This window comes from Micromonospora sp. AB353 (assembly GCF_049538395.1).
Classification (GTDB): Bacteria; Actinomycetota; Actinomycetes; order Mycobacteriales; family Micromonosporaceae; genus Micromonospora; species Micromonospora aurantiaca.
This window is the reverse complement of the sequence record NZ_JBMVFV010000007.1, coordinates 121,615-141,144: the sequence shown is the minus strand read 5'-3', so window position 1 is coordinate 141,144 and position 19,530 is coordinate 121,615. Positions and strand designations below refer to the sequence as shown.

The following is a 19,530-nucleotide window of genomic DNA, read 5'->3' as shown; positions in this document are numbered from 1 at the left end:
AGCTGCGCGATGACGTCGTGAACTCGCCACCGGGCGGAGGGCCTGATCCATCAGATCGCTCACTTGCGCCCGCTCCTACCTTTGAAGTCGTGACCAAGGAGACGGGACCGGGCGAACTTGTCGCGGCCGGTGAGATCTTGAAGATGCTCGGCGTGGGCAGATCGAGATTCCGCGAGATCCGGCGGCACCCCGCATTCCCCGCGCCGTATCAAGAGCTGTCGGTCGGTGCGGTCTGGTTGAAGCGGGACGTCGAGCGGTACATCCGGGAACACCGACCGCCCCTGCCGGCGGACGACGACGAGTAGCCCGGCAACGTAATGAACACACCGCGTCTGTACGGGCCCGGCGAGCTGGCCGCCCTGTTCGGCGTATCGCGTCAGCGGGTTCTGCAGATCACCCGCCGCCCCGGGTTCCCCGAGCCGCTCGCCCGGCTGATCGGCATGAACGTCTGGGACGCGGACGAGGTCGACGAGTGGGCCCGCCACAACCGGCCGCCCCGCCCCACCGAGGGCGACGAGCAGGGGTAGTCGGTAACGCCCCGGCTCGCGGCGGCGTTCGCGCATCCGCTGCCGCCGACGGCCGGGTCGCGTAACGTCCGGACCATGCCGAAGTCGCTCTTCTGGGCCCGGACCGACACCGCCGGCTCCGAGCACGTCGTGCTCGACGACGGTCCGGGGCTGACCGCGCAGGGTGTGGCGCTCGCCGTGGATCCGATCCCGTACACGTGCCGGTATCGCCTGACCGTCGGGCCGGACTGGTCGACGAACCGGCTGGAGGTCGAGTCCGAGGGCGCCGGCTGGTCGCGGAGCGTACGCCTGGAGCGGGGCCGGGACGGGTGGCGCGTGCGTACCGGCGAGGAGGGTGACCTGGACGCGGCGCTGAGCGCGGCGGGCCACCCACCGGCAGGTCTGCCGGGTACCGACGACCCGGGCCGGCTGGCCGAGGCGCTCGACGTGGACCTGGGCGGTTCCCCGCTGACGAACACGCTGCCGATCCGCCGGATCGGGCTGGGGCGGCTGCCCGCCGACCTGGCCACGGCCGTGAATGTGGCCTGGGTGCTGCTGCCCGGCCTGGCCGTGGTGCCCGCCGAGCAGGTCTACACCTCGCTGGGTCCGGGCCGGGTCCGGTACGCGAGCGGCACGTTCACCGCGGACCTGGAGGTCGACCCGGAGGGCTTCGTGGTGCGCTACCCGGGGCTGGCCGAGCGGGTCGACCCGCGCTGACCGGCCGGGGCCCGGCTCAGGCCGCCGGCCAGGTGCCGTCGGTCAGGAACCGGGCGATGGTCGCGAGGTGCGGGGCGAGGTCGAGGCCCTGCGCGGCCACCCACTCGTCGGAGTAGTAGGTGTCGCCGTACCTGTCGCCCGGATCGCAGATCAGCGTGACCACCGAGCCGGTACGCCCGGCGGCGCGCATCTGCGCGATCAGCCCGAACGCGCCCCACAGGTTGGTGCCGGTGGAGCCGCCCACGCGGCGGCCGAGCACCGCCGAACCGGCCCGCATGGCGGCGAGCGACGCGGCGTCCGGCACCTGCACCATCCGGTCCACCACGCTGGGCAGGAACGACGCCTCGACGGTGGGCCGCCCGATGCCCTCGATCCGGGAGCCGCGGTCGGTGCGTACCGACCAGTCGCCGGCCTGCCAGGCGGGGTAGAACGCGGAGTTCTCCGGGTCCACCACGCAGAGCTTGGTGGGCAGCCGGCGATACCGGGCGTAGCGGCCGATGGTGGCGCTGGTGCCGCCGGTGCCGGCGCCGACCACGATCCAGGCGGGCACCGGGTGCCGTTCCAGCGCGAGCTGGGCGTAGATCGACTCGGCGATGTTGTTGTTGCCCCGCCAGTCGGTGGCCCGCTCGGCGTAGGTGAACTGGTCCATGAACCGGCCGCCGCTGTCCTCGGCGAGCCAGCGCGCCTCCACCACGACCTTCGACGGGTCGTCCACCAGGTGGCAGCGTCCGCCCTGGAACTCGATCTGGGCGATCTTCTCCGGCGACGTGGAGGCGGGCATGACGGCGATGAACGGCAGCCCGAGCATCCGGGCGAAGTATGCCTCGGAGACCGCCGTGGATCCGGACGACGCCTCGACGATCGTGGTGTCCGGGCCGATCCAGCCGTTGCAGAGCCCGTAGAGGAACAGCGACCGGGCGAGCCGGTGCTTCAGCGAGCCGGTGGGGTGCACCGACTCGTCCTTGAGGTAGAGGTCGATCCCCCACTCGCGGGGCAGCGGGAACGGCAGCAGGTGGGTGTCGGCGGAGCGGTTGGCGTCCGCCTCGACAGTGGCGATCGCCTCGGTCACCCAACGCCGGCTGGCCTCGTCGCACCTGTCGAAGTGAGTCACGCCGGCAACGTTACAAGCGAGGTGGGCTCGGGTTCTCCCGGACCCGGCGGGCCTGCCGCCGCTGACCGGCTCGTCCGGTGGCCCGGATCACCGGCGTGAGGGCCAGGGCGAGCCGGGGGAAGGCGTCCAGGAGCCGCACCTGGGCGCCGCGCCAGCGCGGCAGGCTGACCACCGGCCGGGGCCGCCGGGCCAGCCGGACGGCCCGCGCGGCCACCCGCTCCGGCGTGAGCAGCGCACCGGTGAAGGACGCCAGCGCCCCCGGGTCGTCCAGCTTGTCGTGCAGCATCGGCGTCCAGATCCCGTCCGGGCACAGGCACGACACGTGTACGCCCCGGACGCCGGCCATCCGCAGGTCGCTCAGGGTGCCGAGGCTGAACGCGAGCAGGGCGTGCTTGCTGGCCGCGTACACCGTCTCGCCGGGCGCGGCGATCAGCCCGGCCAGCGAGACGACGTTCAGTACGTGGCCGCGGCCCTGCTCGCGCATCACCGCGACGGCGGCGAGCGTGCCGTTCATCGCGCCGAGCGCGTTGACCTCGACCAGCGCGCGGCGGGCCGGGGCGTCGTGCGCCCAGGACGGCCCGGTGACCAGGATGCCCGCGTTGTTCACCCAGAGCCCGAGGCCGCCGGGGGCGGCCGCCGCCTCAGCGGCGACGTCCGCGCAGGCGGATTCGTCGCGTACGTCGAGGGGGCGCGACCAGCCACCCAGCGGCGCGGCGGCGGCCGACACGGCCGCGGCGTCCACGTCGGTGAGCAGCACGTTCCACCCGTCGGCGTGCAGCGCGGCGGCGATGGCCCGCCCCAGCCCACCGGCCGCACCCGTGACCACTGCGGCGCCGCGCTCCGAGCTCGTCATCGGCGCACGGTAACCGCAACCCCCGCCCCGGGGCCAGAGGCGTCAGGCGGTGGGGGGTTCCAGCGGCTGCGGGCGGTTCTCCCACTTGGTCGACAGGGCGATGCTGGTACGGGTGGACGCCACACCCGCCGTCCGGTTCAGCCGGACGATCAGCTGCTCCAGCTCGGCGATCGTGCCGACCCGCGCCTTGAGCAGGAAGGACTCGACGCCGGCCATGAAGTAGCAGGACTCGATCTCGGGGATCCGGCGGAACGACTCCAGCACGTCGTCGGTGTCGGCGTCGGAGTCCTCGATGATGCCGATCAACGCGGTGACGCCGAGCCCGATCGACTCCGGCTCGACCTCGGCCCGGTACGCCCGGATCACGCCGCTGGACTCCAGCTTGCCGACCCGCTCGTGCACGGCCGGGGCGGAGAGGCCGACCTGACGGGCCAGCTCGGCGTACGACAGACGGGCGTTGCCCCGCAACAACTCCACGAGGCTCAGGTCGATCGTGTCCACGGAGAGTGACCCTATCCGCTCGGCGGCCACCGAACACTGTCGGTACCGGTGCACCGGCCCTTCACAAACGTACGATCAGGGGGTTCTTCACCGGTACCATTTCCTAACTTCCCAGTGTGTGCGTTTTTCGCGTTTGGCGGACACGTCCGGTAGCCGGTGCTGTAATTGCCATACGTCCCTCATGACGGCTCTGGGCTCGCACCGGCCGGGGGCAGTGTGTTCAGCCGGGGGCTTCGTCGACGCGAGGAGGGGGCTGTGGACACTGGAGATCGCCTGCTGACACCGGGTGAGGTCGCTGCGCTGTTTCGGGTGGACCCGAAGACCGTGACCAGATGGGCAGCGGCCGGCCGGATCGGCAGTATCCGGACTCCAGGAGGGCACCGCCGGTTTCGGGAATCCGAGGTGCGGGCCCTGCTCGAGGGGGAGGGCATGCTGGACGAGGCGGAGGACATGGGCAAGGCCCGCAACATGGGCCCGACCGCTTCCACCGGCCCCGGACCGGCGAACGCCGGCATGTACTGAACGTGCGGGGCGCGGTCCGGCCGAGGGCCGCGCCCCGGACGTCGCCCACCGGGTCCGTCAGCGCGGATCCGCCTCCCGGCGACCGGCGGCCAGTTCGCCCGACCACCGCCGGAACAGCGTGTGCTCGACACCGAGCGCGTCGAGCACCTTCCCGGCCACGAAGTCCACGAGCTGCCCGGCGGACGCCGCTGCCCCGGCGCCGTAGAAGCCCGGACTGGCCGGCAGCACCACCGCGCCCGCGTCGTGCAGCGCGATGAGGTGCTCCAGGTGACTGCGGGTCACCGGCGTCTCCCGGGGCACCACGACCACCGGGCGGCGCTCCTTGAGGTTCACCTCGGCGGCACGCTGGAGCAGATCCTTCGACAACCCGATGGCGATGCCCGCGCACGCGGCGGTGCTGGCCGGCACCACCGCCATGCCGCGTACCGGGTAGGAGCCGCTGCTCGGGCCGGCGGCCAGGTCACCGGCGGGCCAGTGCCGCAGGTCCGCGCCGGTGAGGTCGCGGTCGAGCCAGGCGGCCAGGTCCTCGGTCCAGTGCGCGTCCCGGAAGGGCCGGCCGGTCTCGTCCAGCACCGTCAGCCGGGCCGCCCGGGAGACGATCAGGTCCACCGCCTGACCGGCGTCGAGCAGTCCCCGGACGACAGCCGCCGCGTACGGCGTCCCGGACGCGCCGGAGACACCCACCACCCATGGTTCGCGCATGCCTCAAGCGTGCCTGGTCGCCGCGGACGGCGGGCGGCGACCCCCGTTCGGTCGGCCCGTCCGGGATGTCCAGAGGGTTCACGGAACTTCCAGCGACGTGAAATTCTTCGGGCGGCGATCGACGTCCACGGAAGGGCCGGTGATGACGGCGGCGGTGCTGCGGGCGCTCCGCGCCGACTGTCCCATCCCGCCCCGCCTCTCCCCGTACGCCGACGACGTGCAGGGCTGGCTGGTGGAGCAGGTCGACCGGCTCGGCCTGCCGGCTGACCCGGTGACCCGGCGACGGCTGGCGCGGGCCGGCTTCGCCCGGTACGCGGGCCGCCTCTACCCGGACGCCACCGAGCCCGACCTGCGGGTGCTGACCGCGTTGTTCACCTGGTTCTTCCTCGTCGACGACGCCTGCGACGGGCGGGACGGGCTCACCCCGCCGCAGATCCGCGCGCTGCGCGACGGCGCACTCGCCCTGCTGCGCGAGGGTCCGCGCGCCCGCCACCCGGGCTTCTCCGGCCCACTGCGGCGGCTGCTGGTGCAGGCGTGGCGGGAACCCCGCCGCCGGATGCCGGCCCGGTGGCGGCTGCGTTTCGCCGACGCGGTCGCCGACCACCTCGACGGGGTCCACCGGGAGGCCACCGCCACCACGTCCGGCCGCCCGCCGGGCGTCGCCGAGTACGTGCGGCTGCGCCGGGCCACGTCGGCGGCGTACGTGTCGTACCCGCTGATCGAGTTCGCGTCCGGGCGTCCGCTGCCCGACGCGGTCTACCATCATCCGGCGCTGCGGCGGCTCGCCGGCCTCGCCAACGACCTGCTCTCCTGGTTCAACGACATCGCCTCGCTGGAGCGTGACCGGGCCACCGGCGGCGGGCACAACCTGGTGCTGGCGACGGCCACCGAGCGGGGCGTGCCGCTGCCGGCGGCGGTCGACCTGGTGGCCGGGCACTGGCGGGCCGAGATGGACCGGTTCGCGGCGCTCCTGGCGGCGGCGCCGTCGTTCGGCCCGACGCTCGACGAGGCCGTCGCGAGCCACCTCGACGGGCTGGCCGCCGCCGTGCGCGGCACCGTCGACTGGACGCTGGAGAGCGCCCGCTACCCGGTCGGCGCGGCGTCCTGACCGGGTGCCGGCGTCGCCGTTACGCCCGCAGGCCGAGCCGGATCACCAGGTCGAGCAGCGCGAGGAGGAACAACGCGATGCCGACGAAGCCGTTCGCGGTGAAGAACGCCCGGTTGACCTTGCTCAGGTCGGTGGGGCTGACCACCATGTGCTGGTAGGCGAAGGCGACAGCGGTGAGCGCCAGCCCGATCCACCACAGCCAGCCGAAGCCGACCCAGGCGCCGAACCAGATGAACAGCGCGAACGTCACCACGTGCGCGACGGTGGAGGCGTGCAGCGCGAAGCGCCGGCCGTACCGGGCGGGGACGCTGTGCACCCCGATCTCCCGGTCGATCTCCGAGTCCTGGCAGGCGTAGATCAGGTCGAAGCCGCCGATCCACAGGCCGACGGCGGCACCGAGCAGCCACGCCGGGCCGGAGCCGTCGAGCGTGCCGGTGACCGCCAGCCAGGCGCCGACCGGGCCGACCGCCTGCGCCACCCCGAGGATGGCGTGCGGCCAGTTCGTGAACCGCTTGGCGTACGGGTAGACCACGAGCGGCACCACGGCGAGCGGCGCGAGTACCAGGCAGAGCGGGTTGAGCAGGGCGGCGGCGGCCAGGAACACCACGAGCGCGACGGCCGCGCCGGTCCAGGCCGTCCGCACGCTCACCGCGCCGGTCACCAGTTCCCGGTTCGCGGTACGCGGGTTCCGCGCGTCGATCCGCCGGTCGAGGATCCGGTTCGCGGCCATCGCGAACGTCCGCGCGCCGACCATCGCCACGGTGATCAGCAGCAGGTCTCCCCAGCGCACCCGCCCGCCGTTGAGCTGCATCGCGGTCAGCGCCGACAGGTACGCGAACGGAAGCGCGAAGACCGAGTGCTCGATGGCGACGAGCTTGAGGAAGGACGAGACCCGGCCGGGTCGTTCCTGTACTGCCGCCGTCATCGGATCCCGTATTCCTTCCAGCGCTTGTCGACGAGCGAGACCACTTCGGGCGACATGCGCATCTCCTCCGGCCAGCCCCTGCCGTAGCCCTCCTCGGGCAGCTTGCGGGTCGCGTCGATGCCCGCCTTGCCACCCCAGAACTGCTGGTACGAGGCGTGGTCGAGGTGGTCCACCGGCCCCTCGGTGACCATCAGGTCGCGGGCGTAGTCGACGTTGCCGAAGGCGCGGAACGCGACCTCGTTGTAGTCGTGCACGTCGCAGTCCTCGTCGACGATCACGATCAGCTTGGTCAGCGACATCATGTGCGCGCCCCAGATCGCGTTCATGACCTTCTGCGCGTGCTTCGGGTAGCGCTTGCGGATCGACACGATCGCGCAGTTGTGGAAGACACCGGCGGCGGGCAGGTCGTAGTCGACGATGTCCGGGATCAGGAAGCGCAGCAGCGGCGCGAAGATCCGTTCGGTGGCCTTGCCGAGGCCGTGGTCCTCCTGCGGCGGCTGGGACGTGACGATCGAGTGGTAGACCGGGTCACGCTGCATGGTCATGCACTCGATGTGCATGACCGGGAACGGCTCGACCGGCGTGTAGAAGCCGGTGTGGTCGCCGAACGGACCCTCGGGCAGGCGCTCACCCGGCTCGATGTAGCCCTCCAGCACGATCTGCGCGTGCGCCGGCACCTGCAACGGGACGGTCAGGCAGTCCACCATCTCGACCCGCTCACCGGCGAGGAACCCGGCGAACAGGTACTCGTCGATGTCGGCCGGCAGCGGCGCGCTTGCCGAGTACGCCACCACCGGGTCCGCGCCGATCGCGATCGCCACCGGCAGCCGCTGGCCGAGCCGCTCGGCGACCGCGTGGTGCGCGGTGGAGTTCTTGTGGATCTGCCAGTGCATGCCGATGGTGTTGTGCGAGTGCTGCTGGAGCCGGTAGAGCCCGAGGTTGCGCTTGCCGGTCTCCGGGTGCTTGGTGTGGGTCAGCCCGAAGTTGTGGAAGATCCCGCCGTCACCGGGCCACACCTGCAGCCCGGGCAGCCGGTTCAGGTCGACGTCGTCGCCGCGGTAGACCACCTGCTGGCAGGGCGCGGTCTTCACCTTCTTCGGCGGCATCGACTTGAGCTGCATGACCTTGCCCAGGCCGCCCATCATCCCGGAGAAGCCCTGCGGCAGCTCCGGCTTGAGCATGTCGCCGATGCGCTCGCCGATCTCGTCGAGGTGTTCCACCCCGAGCGCCATCGCCATCCGCTTCTCGGTGCCGAACAGGTTGATCGCCACCGGCATCTCACCCCGGGTGGGGCGCTCGAACAGCAGCGCGGGCCCGCCGGCCCGGACGGTACGGGTGACGATCTCGCTGATCTCCAGCGTGGGGTCGACCGGCGCGCTCACCCGCCGCAGCTCGCCCGCACGCTCCAGCGCCGCGAGGAAGTCCTTCAGATCGGTGTACGGGAAGCGAGCCGCCATACCGCCATCCTCCCGTACCCTCCTGCGGAGGTAAGGACGGGCCCCCTTTTAACGCCTCCGGTAGTGGAGGGGCCCCTTCTTAACACCCGCAGCTCAGGCGGCAGGCGTCCAGGCGTACGCGGCCAGCGGCTCGTCGAGCGGCGCCTCGGTGAGCCGGTTGGCGAACGTGGAGATCGTGTACGTGCCGACGCCGAGCACCACGTCCAGCGCGTGCCGGGGCTGCCATCCGGCGGCGAGCAGCGCGTCCAGGTCGGCGTCGGGGACCGCGCCCCGGTGGTCGAGCACGGCGACGGTGAACCGGCGCAGCGCCTCCAGCCGGGGGTCGGGCAGCGTCGCGCCGGTCCGCAGCGCCTCGATCAGTTCGGGCGTGGCGCCGTGCCGGACCAGCGTCGCGGTGTGCATGGCCACGCAGAGGTGGCAGCCGTTGCGGGTGGCGACGGTCAGCACGACCACCTCCCGGGCGACCGGGTCCAGGTCGGTGGCCTCGAACGCGGCGTTGGCGGCGAGGAAGCCCTTCAGTAGTTCGGGCGAGCCGGCCATCAGGCTCACGGCGGCCGGCAGGTGACCCAGCGAGCGACGTACTCCGGCCATGACCGGGCGGGCGGCGGCGGGCGCGGTGTCCGGCTCGTACGCGGTGAAGCGGGACATGACAGGGCCCTTCTCGTAAGATGGTCAACATGGTTGACGAAATAGTAAACGTGGTTGTCGAACATGGCAACGCCTGACCGCCCCGGCTTCGCGCTGCCGCTGCTCCTGCTCGCCGGTTTCCGCACGCTCGTCGACGACCTGCACGCCGAACTGGCCCGCCAGGGGCACCCCGAGCTGCGCCCGGCACACGGCTTCGTCCTCCAGGCCATCGGCCCGGCCGGCACCACCGCCTCCGACCTGGGGCAACGCCTCGGCGTCTCCAAGCAGGCTGCGGGCAAGACGGTGGACCGGCTGGTCGCGCTCGGCTATCTGGAACGCGTGGACGACCCCGCCGACGCCCGCCGCAGGCTGGTCCGGATGACCGCGAAGGGCCGCGACGGGCTGCACCGCTCGGCTGTGATCTTCGACGAGTTACGCGACCGCTGGGCGGCCACACTCGGCGCGGACCGGGTCGCCGCCATCGAGGACGACCTGCGCCGGATGGTCCCCGCCGACGTGTTCCGCCTCGACGTACCCGGCTGGTTCGGCGGATGACTTCGTCACTGACAGCGTCGCCGACGGCGGTTCATCATCGACGGATGGACGACGCATACGTGGTGGGTGACCCCGACGGCCTCAGCCCGCTCCAAGCCGAGATCCGCGACGCGGTGGCCCGCGAGCTGCACGCCCAGTTCGCGCTGCGGGCGGACCGCCTCGAACTGGCCGACCTGCCGGAGGTGGCCTACCAGGTCACGCGCCGGGTGGACGAGGTGCTGAGCGGCACTACACCCCGGCGTACGAGTGCAGACCGGTGAAGAAGAAGTTCACGCCGAACAGGTTCATCATCACGGTCAGGAAGCCCACGATGGAGATCCAGGTGGCCACGTTGCGCTTCACGCTCGGCGTGGCCCGGGCGTGCAGGTAGCCCGCGTACACCACCCAGGAGATGAACGCCCAGGTCTCCTTCGGATCCCAGCCCCAGGCACGACCCCACGCCGCCTCGGCCCAGATCGCCCCCGCGATCACCGCGAAGGTGAAGATCGGGAACGAGAAGGCGTGCAGCATGAAGGTCAGCCGCTCCAGCCCGGCCGCCTCCGGGAGGCGGCGGGCCAGGGTGTACGGGAAGCTGCGCCGCCCCTGCTCCCAGCCGGACCGCATCAGGTACGCGGCGGCGGGCACCACGCCCAGCAGGAAGATGCCGGAGGCGAAGATGATCGTCGAGACGTGGATGATGAACCACCACGACTGCAGCGCCGGCATCAGCGGCTCGATCGGCACGTAGAGCTTCAGCTCGGCGAACGCCAGCAGCAGCACCATGACCAGCGTCAGGAACAGCCCGAGCCGGCGCAGCCACGGCTGCTTCCAGAGCACCACGAGCCAGGCCGCCACACCGATCCAGGTGCCGGTCAGCACGAACTCGTACATGTTGCCCCAGGGCATCCGGTCGGCGGCGAGGCCCCGGCTGACCACGGCGCCCAGGTGCACGGCGGCGGCGAGCACGGTGAGCCAGGCGGCGATCCGGCCGGCCAGCACGGCCCGCGCGCCGGTGCGGTCCGGACGCGGCGGCGTCGCCGCGACGGCCGGCTCGTCGATGGTGCCGCCGGCTCCGCCGACGCCCGCGCCGACCAGCTCCCGCGCCGGCGCGGCCGCGGGCACCTTTCGCGCGTTGCCCAGCGCGAACTCCACCGCGTGGCTGATCATCGCGATCAGGTACGCCAGGATCGCGAACGCGACCAGCTGGTCGGAGAGTGCGGACATCAGTCGTCTCCTTCTCGCGCCCGCCGCGCGTCCGGCGCGTCACCGCTCACCGCGGCGACGAGCTGCGCGAACTCGTCGGCGAACCCAGGGTGCTCGGTGCGCGGCAGCCCACCGGCCTCCACCAAACTACTACCGCTCGTCGGAGATCCACCCTCGGGGGGCGAAACCCGGAACCAGACCCGGCGCCGCCGGGCGAACAGCGAGCCCATCAGGCCCAGCAGCAGCGTGCCGCTCGCCACCAGCAGCAACGTCTGCCCGGGCGCGTGCCGGACCGCGAGCGTGATGTACGGCTTGGTGCCGACGAACTCCAGCGTGCTGCCGTCGTCGAGGGTCCACTTCTCGCCCGGCCGCAGCAGCTTGGTGCCGATCTCCTTGAGCTTGCCGTCGTCGATCTGCCGCCGGTCCAGCGCGTACACCGAGCCGGGGATGCCCGCGTCCAGCCCGAGGTTGCCCCGGTACGCGGTCAGGTTCACCGCCGGGTTCCGCTCGGCCGGGTACTGCGACGAGACGTACGGCGCGCTCTCCGGAGCGGTCGGCAGATAGAGCCCGTCGAAGGCGATCTGCTGATCCGGGGCACGCGCGCCGGTCTTCGGGTCGACGTTGGCGTCCGGGAAGATCGCCACGCCCTCCTCCGTCGCGTTGGAGTCCCCGGTACGCAGGAACGGCGCCTCGCTGGTCTGGCTGCGGCCGTACTTGTCGGTGTACTTCAGCAGCGGCGCGTAGCCGTTGCCGAGCAGGTAGACGTTCGCCGAGCCGAGCCGCAGCGGCGAGTTGACCGAGAACCCGGCGGTCCGTTCCGTGCCGCCCGGCTCGTCCACTGTCACCGTGGCCCAGTAGCGGGACGCCAGCCCGGACGGCAGGTAGTCGGCCTCGAACTTCTCCAGCGTCAGACAGAACGGCGGCAGGTCGGAGCTGTCCACGCGCGGACCGAGCGACGCCTCGGCGTACTGCTGGCGGGTGTTGCAGAACGCGTTGTCCTCGCCCGCCACCAGGATGCGGTTGCCGTGCCATCCGTACCAGGAACCGAGCGCCACCCCGAGCAGGACGGCGACCAGCGATACGTGGAAGAGCAGGTTGCCGGTCTCCTTGAGGTAGCCCTTCTCGGCGGAGACCTCGTTGCCGCGCACGGTGACCCGCCACCGGCGGCGGCGCAGCACCGCCGCGATCGCCTCGGGATCGGCGGCGGCCGGGGCCTCCAGCACCGCGTGCTGCGGCAGCCGGTCGAACCGCCTCGGCGCGGCCGGTGGCCTCATCCGCAGCGCGCGGACGTGGTCGCGTGCGCGGGGCAGGATGCAGCCGATCAGCGAGGTGAACAGCAGCAGGTAGATCGCGGAGAACCAGACCGAGCCGAACACCTCGAACGCGCCGATCTGGTTCAGCCGGGGCGCGAGGTCGGGGTGGTCGACGAACCACTGGTTGACGCGTTCCGGGTTGACGCCGCGCTGGGGCAGCACCGAGCCGGGGATGGCCGCGATGGCGAGCAGGAACAGCAGGATCAGCGCCGTACGCATGCTGGTGAGCTGCCGCCACGAGTTGCGCAGCAGGGCCAGCACCGGGTTGACCCGCCGCCGGGGCGCCTGCGCGGGTGGGGTCGACGGCCTGTCGTCGACGGTCGTCATCAGATGCTCACCTCGCCCACGCCCACGTTCGTCTGCAACCAGATCACCACGTTCACCCATCCGCCGGTGATCAGCGCCAGGCCGATCGCGATCAGCAGCGCGCCGCCGATCCGGGTGACCCACCGGCTGTTGCGCCGGACGGCGCGGAACACCCCGAGCAGGCGCTGGAAGCCCAGCCCGAAGACGACGAACGGTATCCCCAACCCGAGGCAGTACGCCACGGCGAGCACCACGGCCCGGTCGGTTCCGCCCTCGGTGGCCGCCATGCCGAGCACCGCGCCGAGCGTCGGGCCGGTGCAGGGCAGCCAGCTGAGCGCGAAGACCGCGCCGAGCACCGGTGCGCCGAGCAGCCCGGCGGAGGGCAGCCAGCGGATGCGGAACTCCCGCTGCATGCCGGGGATCACCCCGAGGTAGCCGAGGCCGAGCACCACCACGAGCGCGCCGATGACGATCTCCAGCGTGCGCTCGTACCGGAAGAAGAGCTTGCCGACGCCGGAGAAGAGGATCGCGGTGGCGACGAACACGACGGTGAAGCCCGCGATGAACAGCAGCGTGCCGGCGAGCACGCGGCCCTTGACGGCGGCGGTGGTCCGCTGCGGTGCCGCCCGCTCGGCGACGCTCACGCCGCCGCCCGCGCTGCCGCTGCCGCTGGCGCCGGCGCTGCCGGCGGCGCTGGTGTTAAGAAGGGGCCCTTCCTCTACCGGAGGCGTTAACAGGGGGCCCTTCCTTGCACCCTCAAGGTCGGAGCCGGCCAAGCCCGTCACGTACGACAGGTAGCCGGGCATCAGCGGGAGCACGCACGGGGACAGGAAGCTGACCAGTCCGGCCAGTGCGGCCGCGCCGACCGCGAGCAGCAGCGGGCCGGACTCGGCGAGCTGGCGGAACGTCTCGCCCATCAGCGGGCGCCGTTCGGCGGCGGCGACTCGGCGGCGATGTCCTCGACGATCGGCCGCAGTTCGTCGCGGGTGACGGCCCGGCGGATCACCACGGCGATCCGGCCCTCGCGGTCGAGCACGACGGTGGCCGGGGTGGTGTTCGGCGGGATGTCGAAGTTCAGCGCCTGCCGGCTGGCCGGGTCGAAGATGCTCGGGTACGTGACCCGGCCCTCCTCGAAGGCGAGCGCCTTGTCCTTGCTGTCCTGCACGTTGATGCCGAGGAACGTCACGCCGGAGCCCTTTGTGGCCTGGTAGGTGGCCTCCAGGTCGTCCGCCTCGGCGCGGCAGGGCGCGCACCAGGAGCCCCAGAAGTTGACCACGACGACCTGCCCGCGGTCGCGGGAGATGTCGTAGCTGCCGCCGGTGAGCAGTTCACCGCTCACCTTCGGCGTCTTGGAGCGCTGGTCCGGGGCGCAGGTGACAGTCGAGCCGTCGGCCGTGCACCGGCTCTCCTGGCTGCCGGAGGAGCAGCCGACCAGCGCCGTACCGGCGGTGACGGCGGCGAGCAGCGCGGCGGCGAGCCTCCGGGTGAGCATCAGGCCCCCTTGGCCGTCCGGGCGGTCGGCGAGATCGACACGAGGTGGGCGGCCGGCTCGGAGTACCCGATGCCGACGATCTTGGCACCGTCGAAGTGGAACGAGGTGAGGCTGGCGAGGCCGCACTGGCGGCGGCGCGGGTCGTGCCAGAGCCGCTTGCGCTCGACGTGCCGGCGCAGCGTCCAGATCGGGAGCTGGTGCGACACGAGCACGGCCTCCCGCCCCTCGGCGGCGACCCGGGCGGCGTGCAGCGCGGCGAACATGCGCTCGGCGATGGCCCGGTACGCCTCGCCCCAGGACGGGGTCACCGGGTCGCGCAGCACCCACCAGTTGCGCGGGTCGCGGAACGAGCCGTCACCGGGCGAGACCTTCTTGCCCTCGAACCAGTTCGCGCTCTCGATCAGCCGCTCGTCGACGCCGACGGAGAGGCCGAACTGCGCGGCGATCGGCTCGGCGGTCTGCTGGGCGCGCTCCAGCGGGCTGGCCACCACGTGCACGACGGTCCGGTCGGCGAGCGCCTGCGCCGCCGCCTTGGCCATCTGCACGCCCAGCTCGGAGAGGCGGAACCCGGGCAGGCGACCGTAGAGGATGCCGTCCGGGTTGTGCACCTCACCGTGCCGCAGCACGTGCACCACGGTCTCCGCCATTGTTACCCCCCGCTTCCCGCCGCTGCCGCCGCCCGCGCCGCCACCGGAAGGGCGGCGGCGATCTGCTCCCACGCGGCGTCGTCGATCGCGGTCGAGACGAACCACGACTCGAACGCGCTCGGCGGCAGGTAGACGCCGCCGGCGAGCATCGCGTGGAAGAACGCCTTGAACGCCGGCACCACCTGGGTGCGGGCGCTGTCGTAGTCGTGCACGTCCGCGTCGGTGAAGAAGACCGAGAACATGTTGCCCGCGGTGGAGAGGCGGTGCGGCACGCCGGCCGCGGACAGCGCCTCGGTGGTGAGCTTGCCGAGCGCGGCGGCGGTCTCGTCGAGCCGCCGGTAGAGCGCGTCGTCGGCCAGCCGCAGCGTGGCCAGGCCGGCCGCGCAGGCCAGCGGGTTACCGGAGAGCGTGCCGGCCTGGTAGACCGGGCCGGCCGGGGCGAGCTTCGCCATGATCTCCGTCCGCCCGCCGAACGCCGCGGCGGGCAGGCCGCCACCCATGACCTTCCCGTACGTCCACAGGTCCGCGTCCGACGGGTCGAGGCCGTGCCATCCGGCGCGGGACACCCGGAAGCCGGTCATCACCTCGTCGACGATGAGCAGTGCGCCGTTGGCGTGGGCGATCCGGGCCAGCTCGGAGTTGAAGCCGTCGCGGGGCGCGATCACGCCCATGTTGCCGGCCGCGGCCTCGGTGATGATCGCGGCGATGTGCTGCCCCTCGGCGGCGAACGCCTCCTCGACCGCGCGCAGGTCGTTGTACGGCAGCACGATGGTGTCGCCCGCCGCCGCGCCGGTCACGCCGGGCGAGTCGGGCAGGCCGAACGTGGCCACGCCGGAGCCGGCGGCGGCGAGCAGCGCGTCCGAGTGGCCGTGGTAGCAGCCGGAGAATTTGATGATCTTGGCGCGGCCGGTGAAGCCGCGGGCCAGCCGGATCGCCGACATGGTCGCCTCGGTGCCGGAGTTGACCAGGCGCACCTGCTCCACCGGCGTCCGCGCGATGATCTCCTCGGCCAGGTCGACCTCACCCGGCGTCGGCGTGCCGAAGCTGGTGCCGAGCGGCGCCGCCTCGCGCAGCGCCTCCACCACTGCCGGGTGCGCGTGGCCAAGGATCAGCGGGCCCCAGGAGCAGACCAGGTCGACGTAGCGACGACCGTCGGCGTCGAAGAGCCACGGACCCTCCCCCCGGACCATGAAGCGCGGGGTGCCGCCGACGGCACGGAACGCGCGCACGGGAGAGTTGACCCCGCCGGGCACGACGGCCTTGGCGCGGTCGAACAGGGCCTCGGAGGCCGGGGCGTCGGCCGGGTAACGGCCGGATCCGGCGGAAAAGGTCTCGGTCACGATGGGGCCATTGTGTCAGCGCCGGAGTGCTGCCTGGCAGGCACCCCGCGACGGGGGTTACCAGGCTCACCCGCCTGAGCGGCGCGACGGGCCGACGGCGATCCGCTCGACAGGCCCGCCGGTCGAGATCGCGATAGGCTGACCGGGTGGATCGTGCCGAACTGTCCATCACCGTACACCGGACGGGTGACGAAGCCGTGCTTCGCCTGGCCGGTGAGATCGACATGCTCACGGCCGCCCAGCTCTCGACAGTGGTGAACGAGGTGCTGGCGGATCCGCCCCCGCGCATCGTGCTCGACCTGGCCGGGGTCACGTTCTGCGACTCACAGGGCCTGGGCACGCTCGTGGTGCTCAGCCGCAAGGCCAGTCACACCCAGTGCCTGCTGATGCTCACCAACGTCGGCGACTTCCTGATCCGCGTCCTGGACATCACCGGCCTCCGCAGCGCCCTGATGATCCGCAACGAGGCCACCCCCTGACCGCGCGATCTTGCACTTGCGGCCCTTTGCGAGGGTGATTAACCCCTTTCGCCGGGGCCGCAAGTGCAAGATCAACTGCTTCAGACGATGGGGATGTCGCGGCGGCGGAACGTCAGCAGGCCTGCTGTGGCCAGGGTCACCGCCAGGGCGGTCAGCACGTAGAGCGGGGTTGCGGTCCACGTGTCGCGCAGCACCTGCGGGGTGTGCGTGAACGGGGACACGTCCAGCAGCCACTGGTCCAGCTCCAGCACGGCGCCGAGCTGCCCGAGCAGCACGCAGACCGCCAGCACCACCCAGGCGGCGGACGCGAGCCGGGGCAGCAGGCCGTAGAGCAGCACGGCGAGCCCGGCCAGCACCCACGCCGCCGGTACCTGGGCCAGGCCCGCGGCGAGCATCCGGCCCAGTTGGCGGGGCACGTCGCCGGTGCTCAGCCCGTACGTCAGGCCGGTCGCGAGGCCGGTCACCCCGAGCACCACCACCGGGCCGAGCAGCGCGATCGCCACGTGCGACAGCAGCCAGGTGGAGCGCCGGGTACCGGTGGCGAGCACCGGCTCGGCGTGCCCGGCGGCCTCCTCGGCGCGCATCCGCAGCGCGGCCTGGATGCCGTACCCGGCGGCGGCGAGCCCGGCCAGGCTCAGTGTGACCCCCAGGTACGCGTCGGCCATCCCGGACGCCCCGCCGAGCCGGGCCACGATCTCCTCCATCCGCGGACTCCCCTCGACGGACCGGCCGGCCGCCTCTGCGGCGCCACCGAGGATCAGCCCGAGCAGGCCGAACCCGACCGACCACCAGAGGATCTGCCCCCGGTGCAGCCGCCAGGCCAGCCCGAACGGACCGGACAACGCGCCGCCCGCGCCGGCCGGGCCGAGCCGGGGCGGCAGCACGCCCGCGCCCAGGTCGCGGCGGACCGAGATCGGGTACGCGAGCGCGGCGAGCAGCACCGTCGCGGCCAGCGGCAGAAGCAGCACCCACCACCGCTCCCCCTCGTACGGCCGGACGCGGGCGGCCCAGCCCAGCGGGGACAGCCAGCTCGGCCAGTCGTTGCCGGCGGTATCCCCGGCCAGGCGCAGCCCGAACGCGGCGCCGAGACCGGCGAGGCCGACGCCCCGCGCCCCGCCCGCGGTCTCGGTGAGCTGGGCGGCCAGCCCGCCGAGTGTGGCGAAGACCGCGCCGGTCAGCACGGTGACCAGCCCGTACGCGAGCGAGCCGCCGACCGGCAGCCCGGTCGAGACGAGCCCGGCGGCGGTGAGCAGCCCGAGTACCAGGTCGGCGGCGTACGTGACGAGCAGCGCGGCGGTCAGCCCGGCGTGCCGTCCGAGGACGCTGCCGCCGAGCAGTTCCCGCCGCCCGGCTTCCTCCTCGGTGCGGGTGTGCCGGATGACCGTGAGCAGGCTCGCCAGCGCGACGATGAGCAGCAGGAAGCCGCTGCGCTGGGCGGTGAGCGCGCCGACGCTGTCGCCGTACGCCGGGCCGAGCAGCGCGACGATCGACGGGTTGCGGGCGGTGCCCTCCAGGTACGCGGCCCGTTCGGCGGCGGTGGGGAACAGCTCGAAGAAGCTGGCCGCGTACGTGATCGGCAGTACCGCGAGGACGAGCACCCACAGCGGCAGCAGGAGGCGGTCCCGGCGCAGGATCAGCCGGACCAGATGACGGGTGCCGGTGAGCGTGCTCATGACCGGTCCGCTCCCTCGCGAGCCGCCGCCGAGGGCGCCACGTCGACGGCAGGCGCCGTCTCGTAGTGCCGCAGGAACAGTTCCTCGAGCGTGGGCGGCGTGCTGACCAGGCTGCGTACCCCCAGCTCGGTGAGCCGGCGCAGCGCGGCGTCGAGCGACGCGGTGTCCACGTCGAAGCGGACCCGCTGCCCGTCCACCCGCAGGTCGTGCACACCGGGCAGGTCGGCCAAGCCGTCCAGCGGCGCGGTGACCTCGGCGTCGATGGCGGTGCGGTGCAGGTGGCGCAGGTCGCCGAGCGTGCCGGACTCGACGGTCCGGCCGGCCCGGATGATCGTCACCCGGTCGCAGAGCGCCTCCACCTCGGCGAGGATGTGGCTGGACAGCAGCACCGTGCGCCCGTCCTGCCGGGCCCGGCGGACCCAGTGCTGGAAGACCTCCTCCATCAGCGGGTCGAGCCCGGAGGTCGGCTCGTCCAGGATGAGCAGCTCCACGTCGGAGGCGAGCGCGGCCACCAGGCCGACCTTCTGCCGGTTGCCCTTGGAGTAGGTGCGTCCCTTCTTGCGCGGGTCCAGCTCGAAGTCGTAGAGCAGGTCGGCGCGGCGCTTCGAGTCGAGCCCGCCGCGTAGCCGGCCGAGCAGGTCGATCACCTCGCCGCCGCTGAGGTGGGGCCAGAGCGTGACGTCGCCGGGTACGTACGCGAGGCGGCGGTGCAGCGTCACCGCGTCCCGCCACGGGTCGCCGCCCAGTAGTCGGACGGCCCCCGCGTCCGCCCGCAGCAGGCCGAGCAGCACCCGGATGGTGGTCGACTTGCCGGAGCCGTTCGGGCCCAGGAAGCCGTGCACCTCTCCGGTGCGAACGGTCAGGTCGAGCCCGTCGAGGGCCCGGGTGCGGCCGAAGGTCTTCACCAGGCCGGATACGTCGATTGCCGTTTCCATACTTCAGAAGCTACGCTTGTTTCACAAAGTTGTGAAGACTGTAGGGTCACGGGGTGAGTGTCGAGGAGCCGACCATGAACGTGCCGCCCCAGCACGACGAGGAAGAGGTCCACCTCTTCGTCGAGCGGATGGCGATGGCCTTCGCCGACGTGGGCTTCCCCCGGATGGCCGCACGCGTCCTGTTCACCGTGATGAGCGCCGACGACCCGCTCACCGCGGGTGAGATCGCCGAGCGGCTCGGCGTCAGCGCGGCGGCGGTCAGCGGCGCGGTCCGCTACCTGACCCAGTTCGCCATGCTGGTCCGCGAGCCGGTCAAGGGCTCCCGGCGCGACCGCTACCGGATGCCCGACAACCCGTGGTACGAGGCGACGATCACCAAGACCACGCTCTACAAGAACTTCATCGACATCGCCGCCGGCGGGGTCGACGCGCTGCACGGGCGGAGCACACCGGCCGGTGAGCGGGTCGCCGAGATGCGCGACTTCTTCCTCTTCGTACAGGAGGAACTGGAATCGCTCGGCGACCGCTGGCGGGCCCGGCGGGCCGCGACCGGGCACGGCGGCCCGGCCGGCGGCTGAA

24 protein-coding genes are annotated in these 19,530 nt (G+C 72.5%); 9 read left to right on the top strand and 15 right to left on the bottom strand.

Features of this window, described 5'->3' with window-relative positions; translation table 11 throughout:
- From ACPCK6_RS06250 to ACPCK6_RS06240, 3 genes are all read left to right on the top strand, one after another.
- A partial coding sequence (locus ACPCK6_RS06250; protein WP_423480559.1) for a helix-turn-helix transcriptional regulator occupies positions 1 to 305 on the top strand: 305 nt, incomplete at its 5' end.
- Between the two features lie 12 nt (positions 306 to 317).
- Positions 318 to 527 (top strand): helix-turn-helix transcriptional regulator, encoded by a 210-nt coding sequence (locus ACPCK6_RS06245; RefSeq protein ID WP_194802069.1) that lies wholly within the window; start codon positions 318 to 320, stop codon positions 525 to 527.
- A 75-nt stretch (positions 528 to 602) separates the two neighbouring features.
- A complete protein-coding gene (locus ACPCK6_RS06240) occupies positions 603 to 1,223 on the top strand; it encodes a putative glycolipid-binding domain-containing protein (protein WP_396881995.1) in 621 nt (206 codons plus the stop codon).
- Between the two features lie 16 nt (positions 1,224 to 1,239).
- Here the strand turns inward: ACPCK6_RS06240 and cds1 are convergent, their stop codons facing one another.
- The 3 genes from cds1 to ACPCK6_RS06225 are packed head-to-tail and all read right to left on the bottom strand — an operon-like array spanning position 1,240 to position 3,688.
- Positions 1,240 to 2,334 carry an L-cysteine desulfhydrase Cds1 gene (gene cds1 / locus ACPCK6_RS06235; protein ID WP_396881994.1) on the bottom strand — a complete coding sequence of 365 codons (1,095 nt, stop codon included), beginning with the start codon at positions 2,332 to 2,334 and terminating at the stop codon, positions 1,240 to 1,242.
- A gap of 10 nt (positions 2,335 to 2,344) precedes the next feature.
- Positions 2,345 to 3,187, bottom strand: coding sequence for an SDR family NAD(P)-dependent oxidoreductase (locus ACPCK6_RS06230; RefSeq protein ID WP_423480558.1), 843 nt, complete (start codon positions 3,185 to 3,187; stop codon positions 2,345 to 2,347).
- Between the two features lie 42 nt (positions 3,188 to 3,229).
- Positions 3,230 to 3,688, bottom strand: coding sequence for an Lrp/AsnC family transcriptional regulator (locus ACPCK6_RS06225; RefSeq protein ID WP_018787850.1), 459 nt, complete (start codon positions 3,686 to 3,688; stop codon positions 3,230 to 3,232).
- Between the two features lie 255 nt (positions 3,689 to 3,943).
- Between ACPCK6_RS06225 and ACPCK6_RS06220 the strand changes: the two genes are divergently transcribed.
- A complete protein-coding gene (locus tag ACPCK6_RS06220) occupies positions 3,944 to 4,210 on the top strand; it encodes a BldC family transcriptional regulator (protein ID WP_013473529.1) in 267 nt (88 codons plus the stop codon).
- A gap of 57 nt (positions 4,211 to 4,267) precedes the next feature.
- Here ACPCK6_RS06220 and ACPCK6_RS06215 read toward each other — a convergent pair whose 3' ends face one another.
- Complete coding sequence (locus tag ACPCK6_RS06215; protein WP_135242855.1) at positions 4,268 to 4,912, bottom strand: UbiX family flavin prenyltransferase; 645 nt, start codon at positions 4,910 to 4,912, stop codon at positions 4,268 to 4,270.
- Positions 4,913 to 5,054: 142 nt separating this feature from the next.
- On the opposite strand from ACPCK6_RS06215, the gene ACPCK6_RS06210 reads away from it, so the two are divergent.
- Positions 5,055 to 6,020 carry a terpene synthase family protein gene (locus ACPCK6_RS06210; protein WP_423480557.1) on the top strand — a complete coding sequence of 322 codons (966 nt, stop codon included), beginning with the start codon at positions 5,055 to 5,057 and terminating at the stop codon, positions 6,018 to 6,020.
- 19 nt (positions 6,021 to 6,039) lie between these two features.
- Here the strand turns inward: ACPCK6_RS06210 and mqnP are convergent, their stop codons facing one another.
- The 3 genes from mqnP to ACPCK6_RS06195 all read right to left on the bottom strand — a co-directional run bounded on the left by mqnP (position 6,040) and on the right by ACPCK6_RS06195 (position 9,050).
- On the bottom strand, positions 6,040 to 6,966 hold the full coding sequence (gene mqnP / locus ACPCK6_RS06205; RefSeq protein ID WP_423480565.1) for a menaquinone biosynthesis prenyltransferase MqnP: 927 nt from the start codon (positions 6,964 to 6,966) through the stop codon (positions 6,040 to 6,042).
- Positions 6,942 to 8,402, bottom strand: coding sequence for a menaquinone biosynthesis decarboxylase (locus tag ACPCK6_RS06200; RefSeq protein WP_423480556.1), 1,461 nt, complete (start codon positions 8,400 to 8,402; stop codon positions 6,942 to 6,944). The genes mqnP and ACPCK6_RS06200 overlap by 25 nt, the downstream gene beginning before the upstream one ends.
- Positions 8,403 to 8,495: 93 nt before the next feature.
- On the bottom strand, positions 8,496 to 9,050 hold the full coding sequence (locus ACPCK6_RS06195) for a carboxymuconolactone decarboxylase family protein (RefSeq protein ID WP_396881989.1): 555 nt from the start codon (positions 9,048 to 9,050) through the stop codon (positions 8,496 to 8,498).
- Between the two features lie 63 nt (positions 9,051 to 9,113).
- Here ACPCK6_RS06195 and ACPCK6_RS06190 point away from each other — a divergent pair, with 63 nt between their 5' ends.
- Both ACPCK6_RS06190 and ACPCK6_RS06185 read left to right on the top strand, forming a co-directional pair.
- Positions 9,114 to 9,584: a MarR family winged helix-turn-helix transcriptional regulator gene (locus ACPCK6_RS06190; protein WP_423480555.1), complete on the top strand. Its 471-nt coding sequence runs from the start codon at positions 9,114 to 9,116 to the stop codon at positions 9,582 to 9,584.
- Between the two features lie 44 nt (positions 9,585 to 9,628).
- Positions 9,629 to 9,844 carry a hypothetical protein gene (locus ACPCK6_RS06185; RefSeq protein ID WP_030500721.1) on the top strand — a complete coding sequence of 72 codons (216 nt, stop codon included), beginning with the start codon at positions 9,629 to 9,631 and terminating at the stop codon, positions 9,842 to 9,844.
- On the opposite strand, the gene ccsB is transcribed toward ACPCK6_RS06185, so the two are convergent.
- The 6 genes from ccsB to hemL are packed head-to-tail and all read right to left on the bottom strand — an operon-like array spanning position 9,813 to position 15,864.
- Complete coding sequence (gene ccsB, locus ACPCK6_RS06180; RefSeq protein WP_423480554.1) at positions 9,813 to 10,787, bottom strand: c-type cytochrome biogenesis protein CcsB; 975 nt, start codon at positions 10,785 to 10,787, stop codon at positions 9,813 to 9,815. The genes ACPCK6_RS06185 and ccsB overlap by 32 nt on opposite strands.
- A complete protein-coding gene (gene resB, locus ACPCK6_RS06175; protein ID WP_396881985.1) occupies positions 10,787 to 12,406 on the bottom strand; it encodes a cytochrome c biogenesis protein ResB in 1,620 nt (539 codons plus the stop codon). The genes ccsB and resB overlap by 1 nt, the downstream gene beginning before the upstream one ends.
- Positions 12,406 to 13,302 (bottom strand): cytochrome c biogenesis CcdA family protein, encoded by an 897-nt coding sequence (locus tag ACPCK6_RS06170; protein WP_423480553.1) that lies wholly within the window; start codon positions 13,300 to 13,302, stop codon positions 12,406 to 12,408. Before ACPCK6_RS06170 ends, resB begins: the two co-directional genes overlap by 1 nt.
- Entirely contained in the window at positions 13,302 to 13,877 is a 576-nt protein-coding gene (locus tag ACPCK6_RS06165; RefSeq protein WP_396881983.1) for a TlpA family protein disulfide reductase, read from the bottom strand. Before ACPCK6_RS06165 ends, ACPCK6_RS06170 begins: the two co-directional genes overlap by 1 nt.
- The gene (locus tag ACPCK6_RS06160; protein WP_013283542.1) at positions 13,877 to 14,524 is read right to left on the bottom strand and encodes a histidine phosphatase family protein; all 648 of its coding nucleotides are present in this window, start codon (positions 14,522 to 14,524) and stop codon (positions 13,877 to 13,879) included. The genes ACPCK6_RS06165 and ACPCK6_RS06160 overlap by 1 nt, the downstream gene beginning before the upstream one ends.
- Before the next feature lie 2 nt (positions 14,525 to 14,526).
- Positions 14,527 to 15,864 carry a glutamate-1-semialdehyde 2,1-aminomutase gene (gene hemL / locus ACPCK6_RS06155; protein ID WP_423480552.1) on the bottom strand — a complete coding sequence of 446 codons (1,338 nt, stop codon included), beginning with the start codon at positions 15,862 to 15,864 and terminating at the stop codon, positions 14,527 to 14,529.
- Positions 15,865 to 16,010: 146 nt separating this feature from the next.
- On the opposite strand from hemL, the gene ACPCK6_RS06150 reads away from it, so the two are divergent.
- Positions 16,011 to 16,343: an STAS domain-containing protein gene (locus tag ACPCK6_RS06150; RefSeq protein WP_013283540.1), complete on the top strand. Its 333-nt coding sequence runs from the start codon at positions 16,011 to 16,013 to the stop codon at positions 16,341 to 16,343.
- 80 nt (positions 16,344 to 16,423) lie between these two features.
- Here ACPCK6_RS06150 and ACPCK6_RS06145 read toward each other — a convergent pair whose 3' ends face one another.
- Together ACPCK6_RS06145 and ACPCK6_RS06140 are read right to left on the bottom strand one after the other, a co-directional pair.
- Positions 16,424 to 18,016 carry an ABC transporter permease gene (locus tag ACPCK6_RS06145; RefSeq protein ID WP_423480551.1) on the bottom strand — a complete coding sequence of 531 codons (1,593 nt, stop codon included), beginning with the start codon at positions 18,014 to 18,016 and terminating at the stop codon, positions 16,424 to 16,426.
- Positions 18,013 to 18,951, bottom strand: coding sequence for an ABC transporter ATP-binding protein (locus tag ACPCK6_RS06140; RefSeq protein WP_423480550.1), 939 nt, complete (start codon positions 18,949 to 18,951; stop codon positions 18,013 to 18,015). The genes ACPCK6_RS06145 and ACPCK6_RS06140 overlap by 4 nt, the downstream gene beginning before the upstream one ends.
- Positions 18,952 to 19,004: 53 nt before the next feature.
- On the opposite strand from ACPCK6_RS06140, the gene ACPCK6_RS06135 reads away from it, so the two are divergent.
- The gene (locus tag ACPCK6_RS06135; protein WP_225319687.1) at positions 19,005 to 19,529 is read left to right on the top strand and encodes a GbsR/MarR family transcriptional regulator; all 525 of its coding nucleotides are present in this window, start codon (positions 19,005 to 19,007) and stop codon (positions 19,527 to 19,529) included.
- Position 19,530 lies beyond the last annotated feature (1 nt).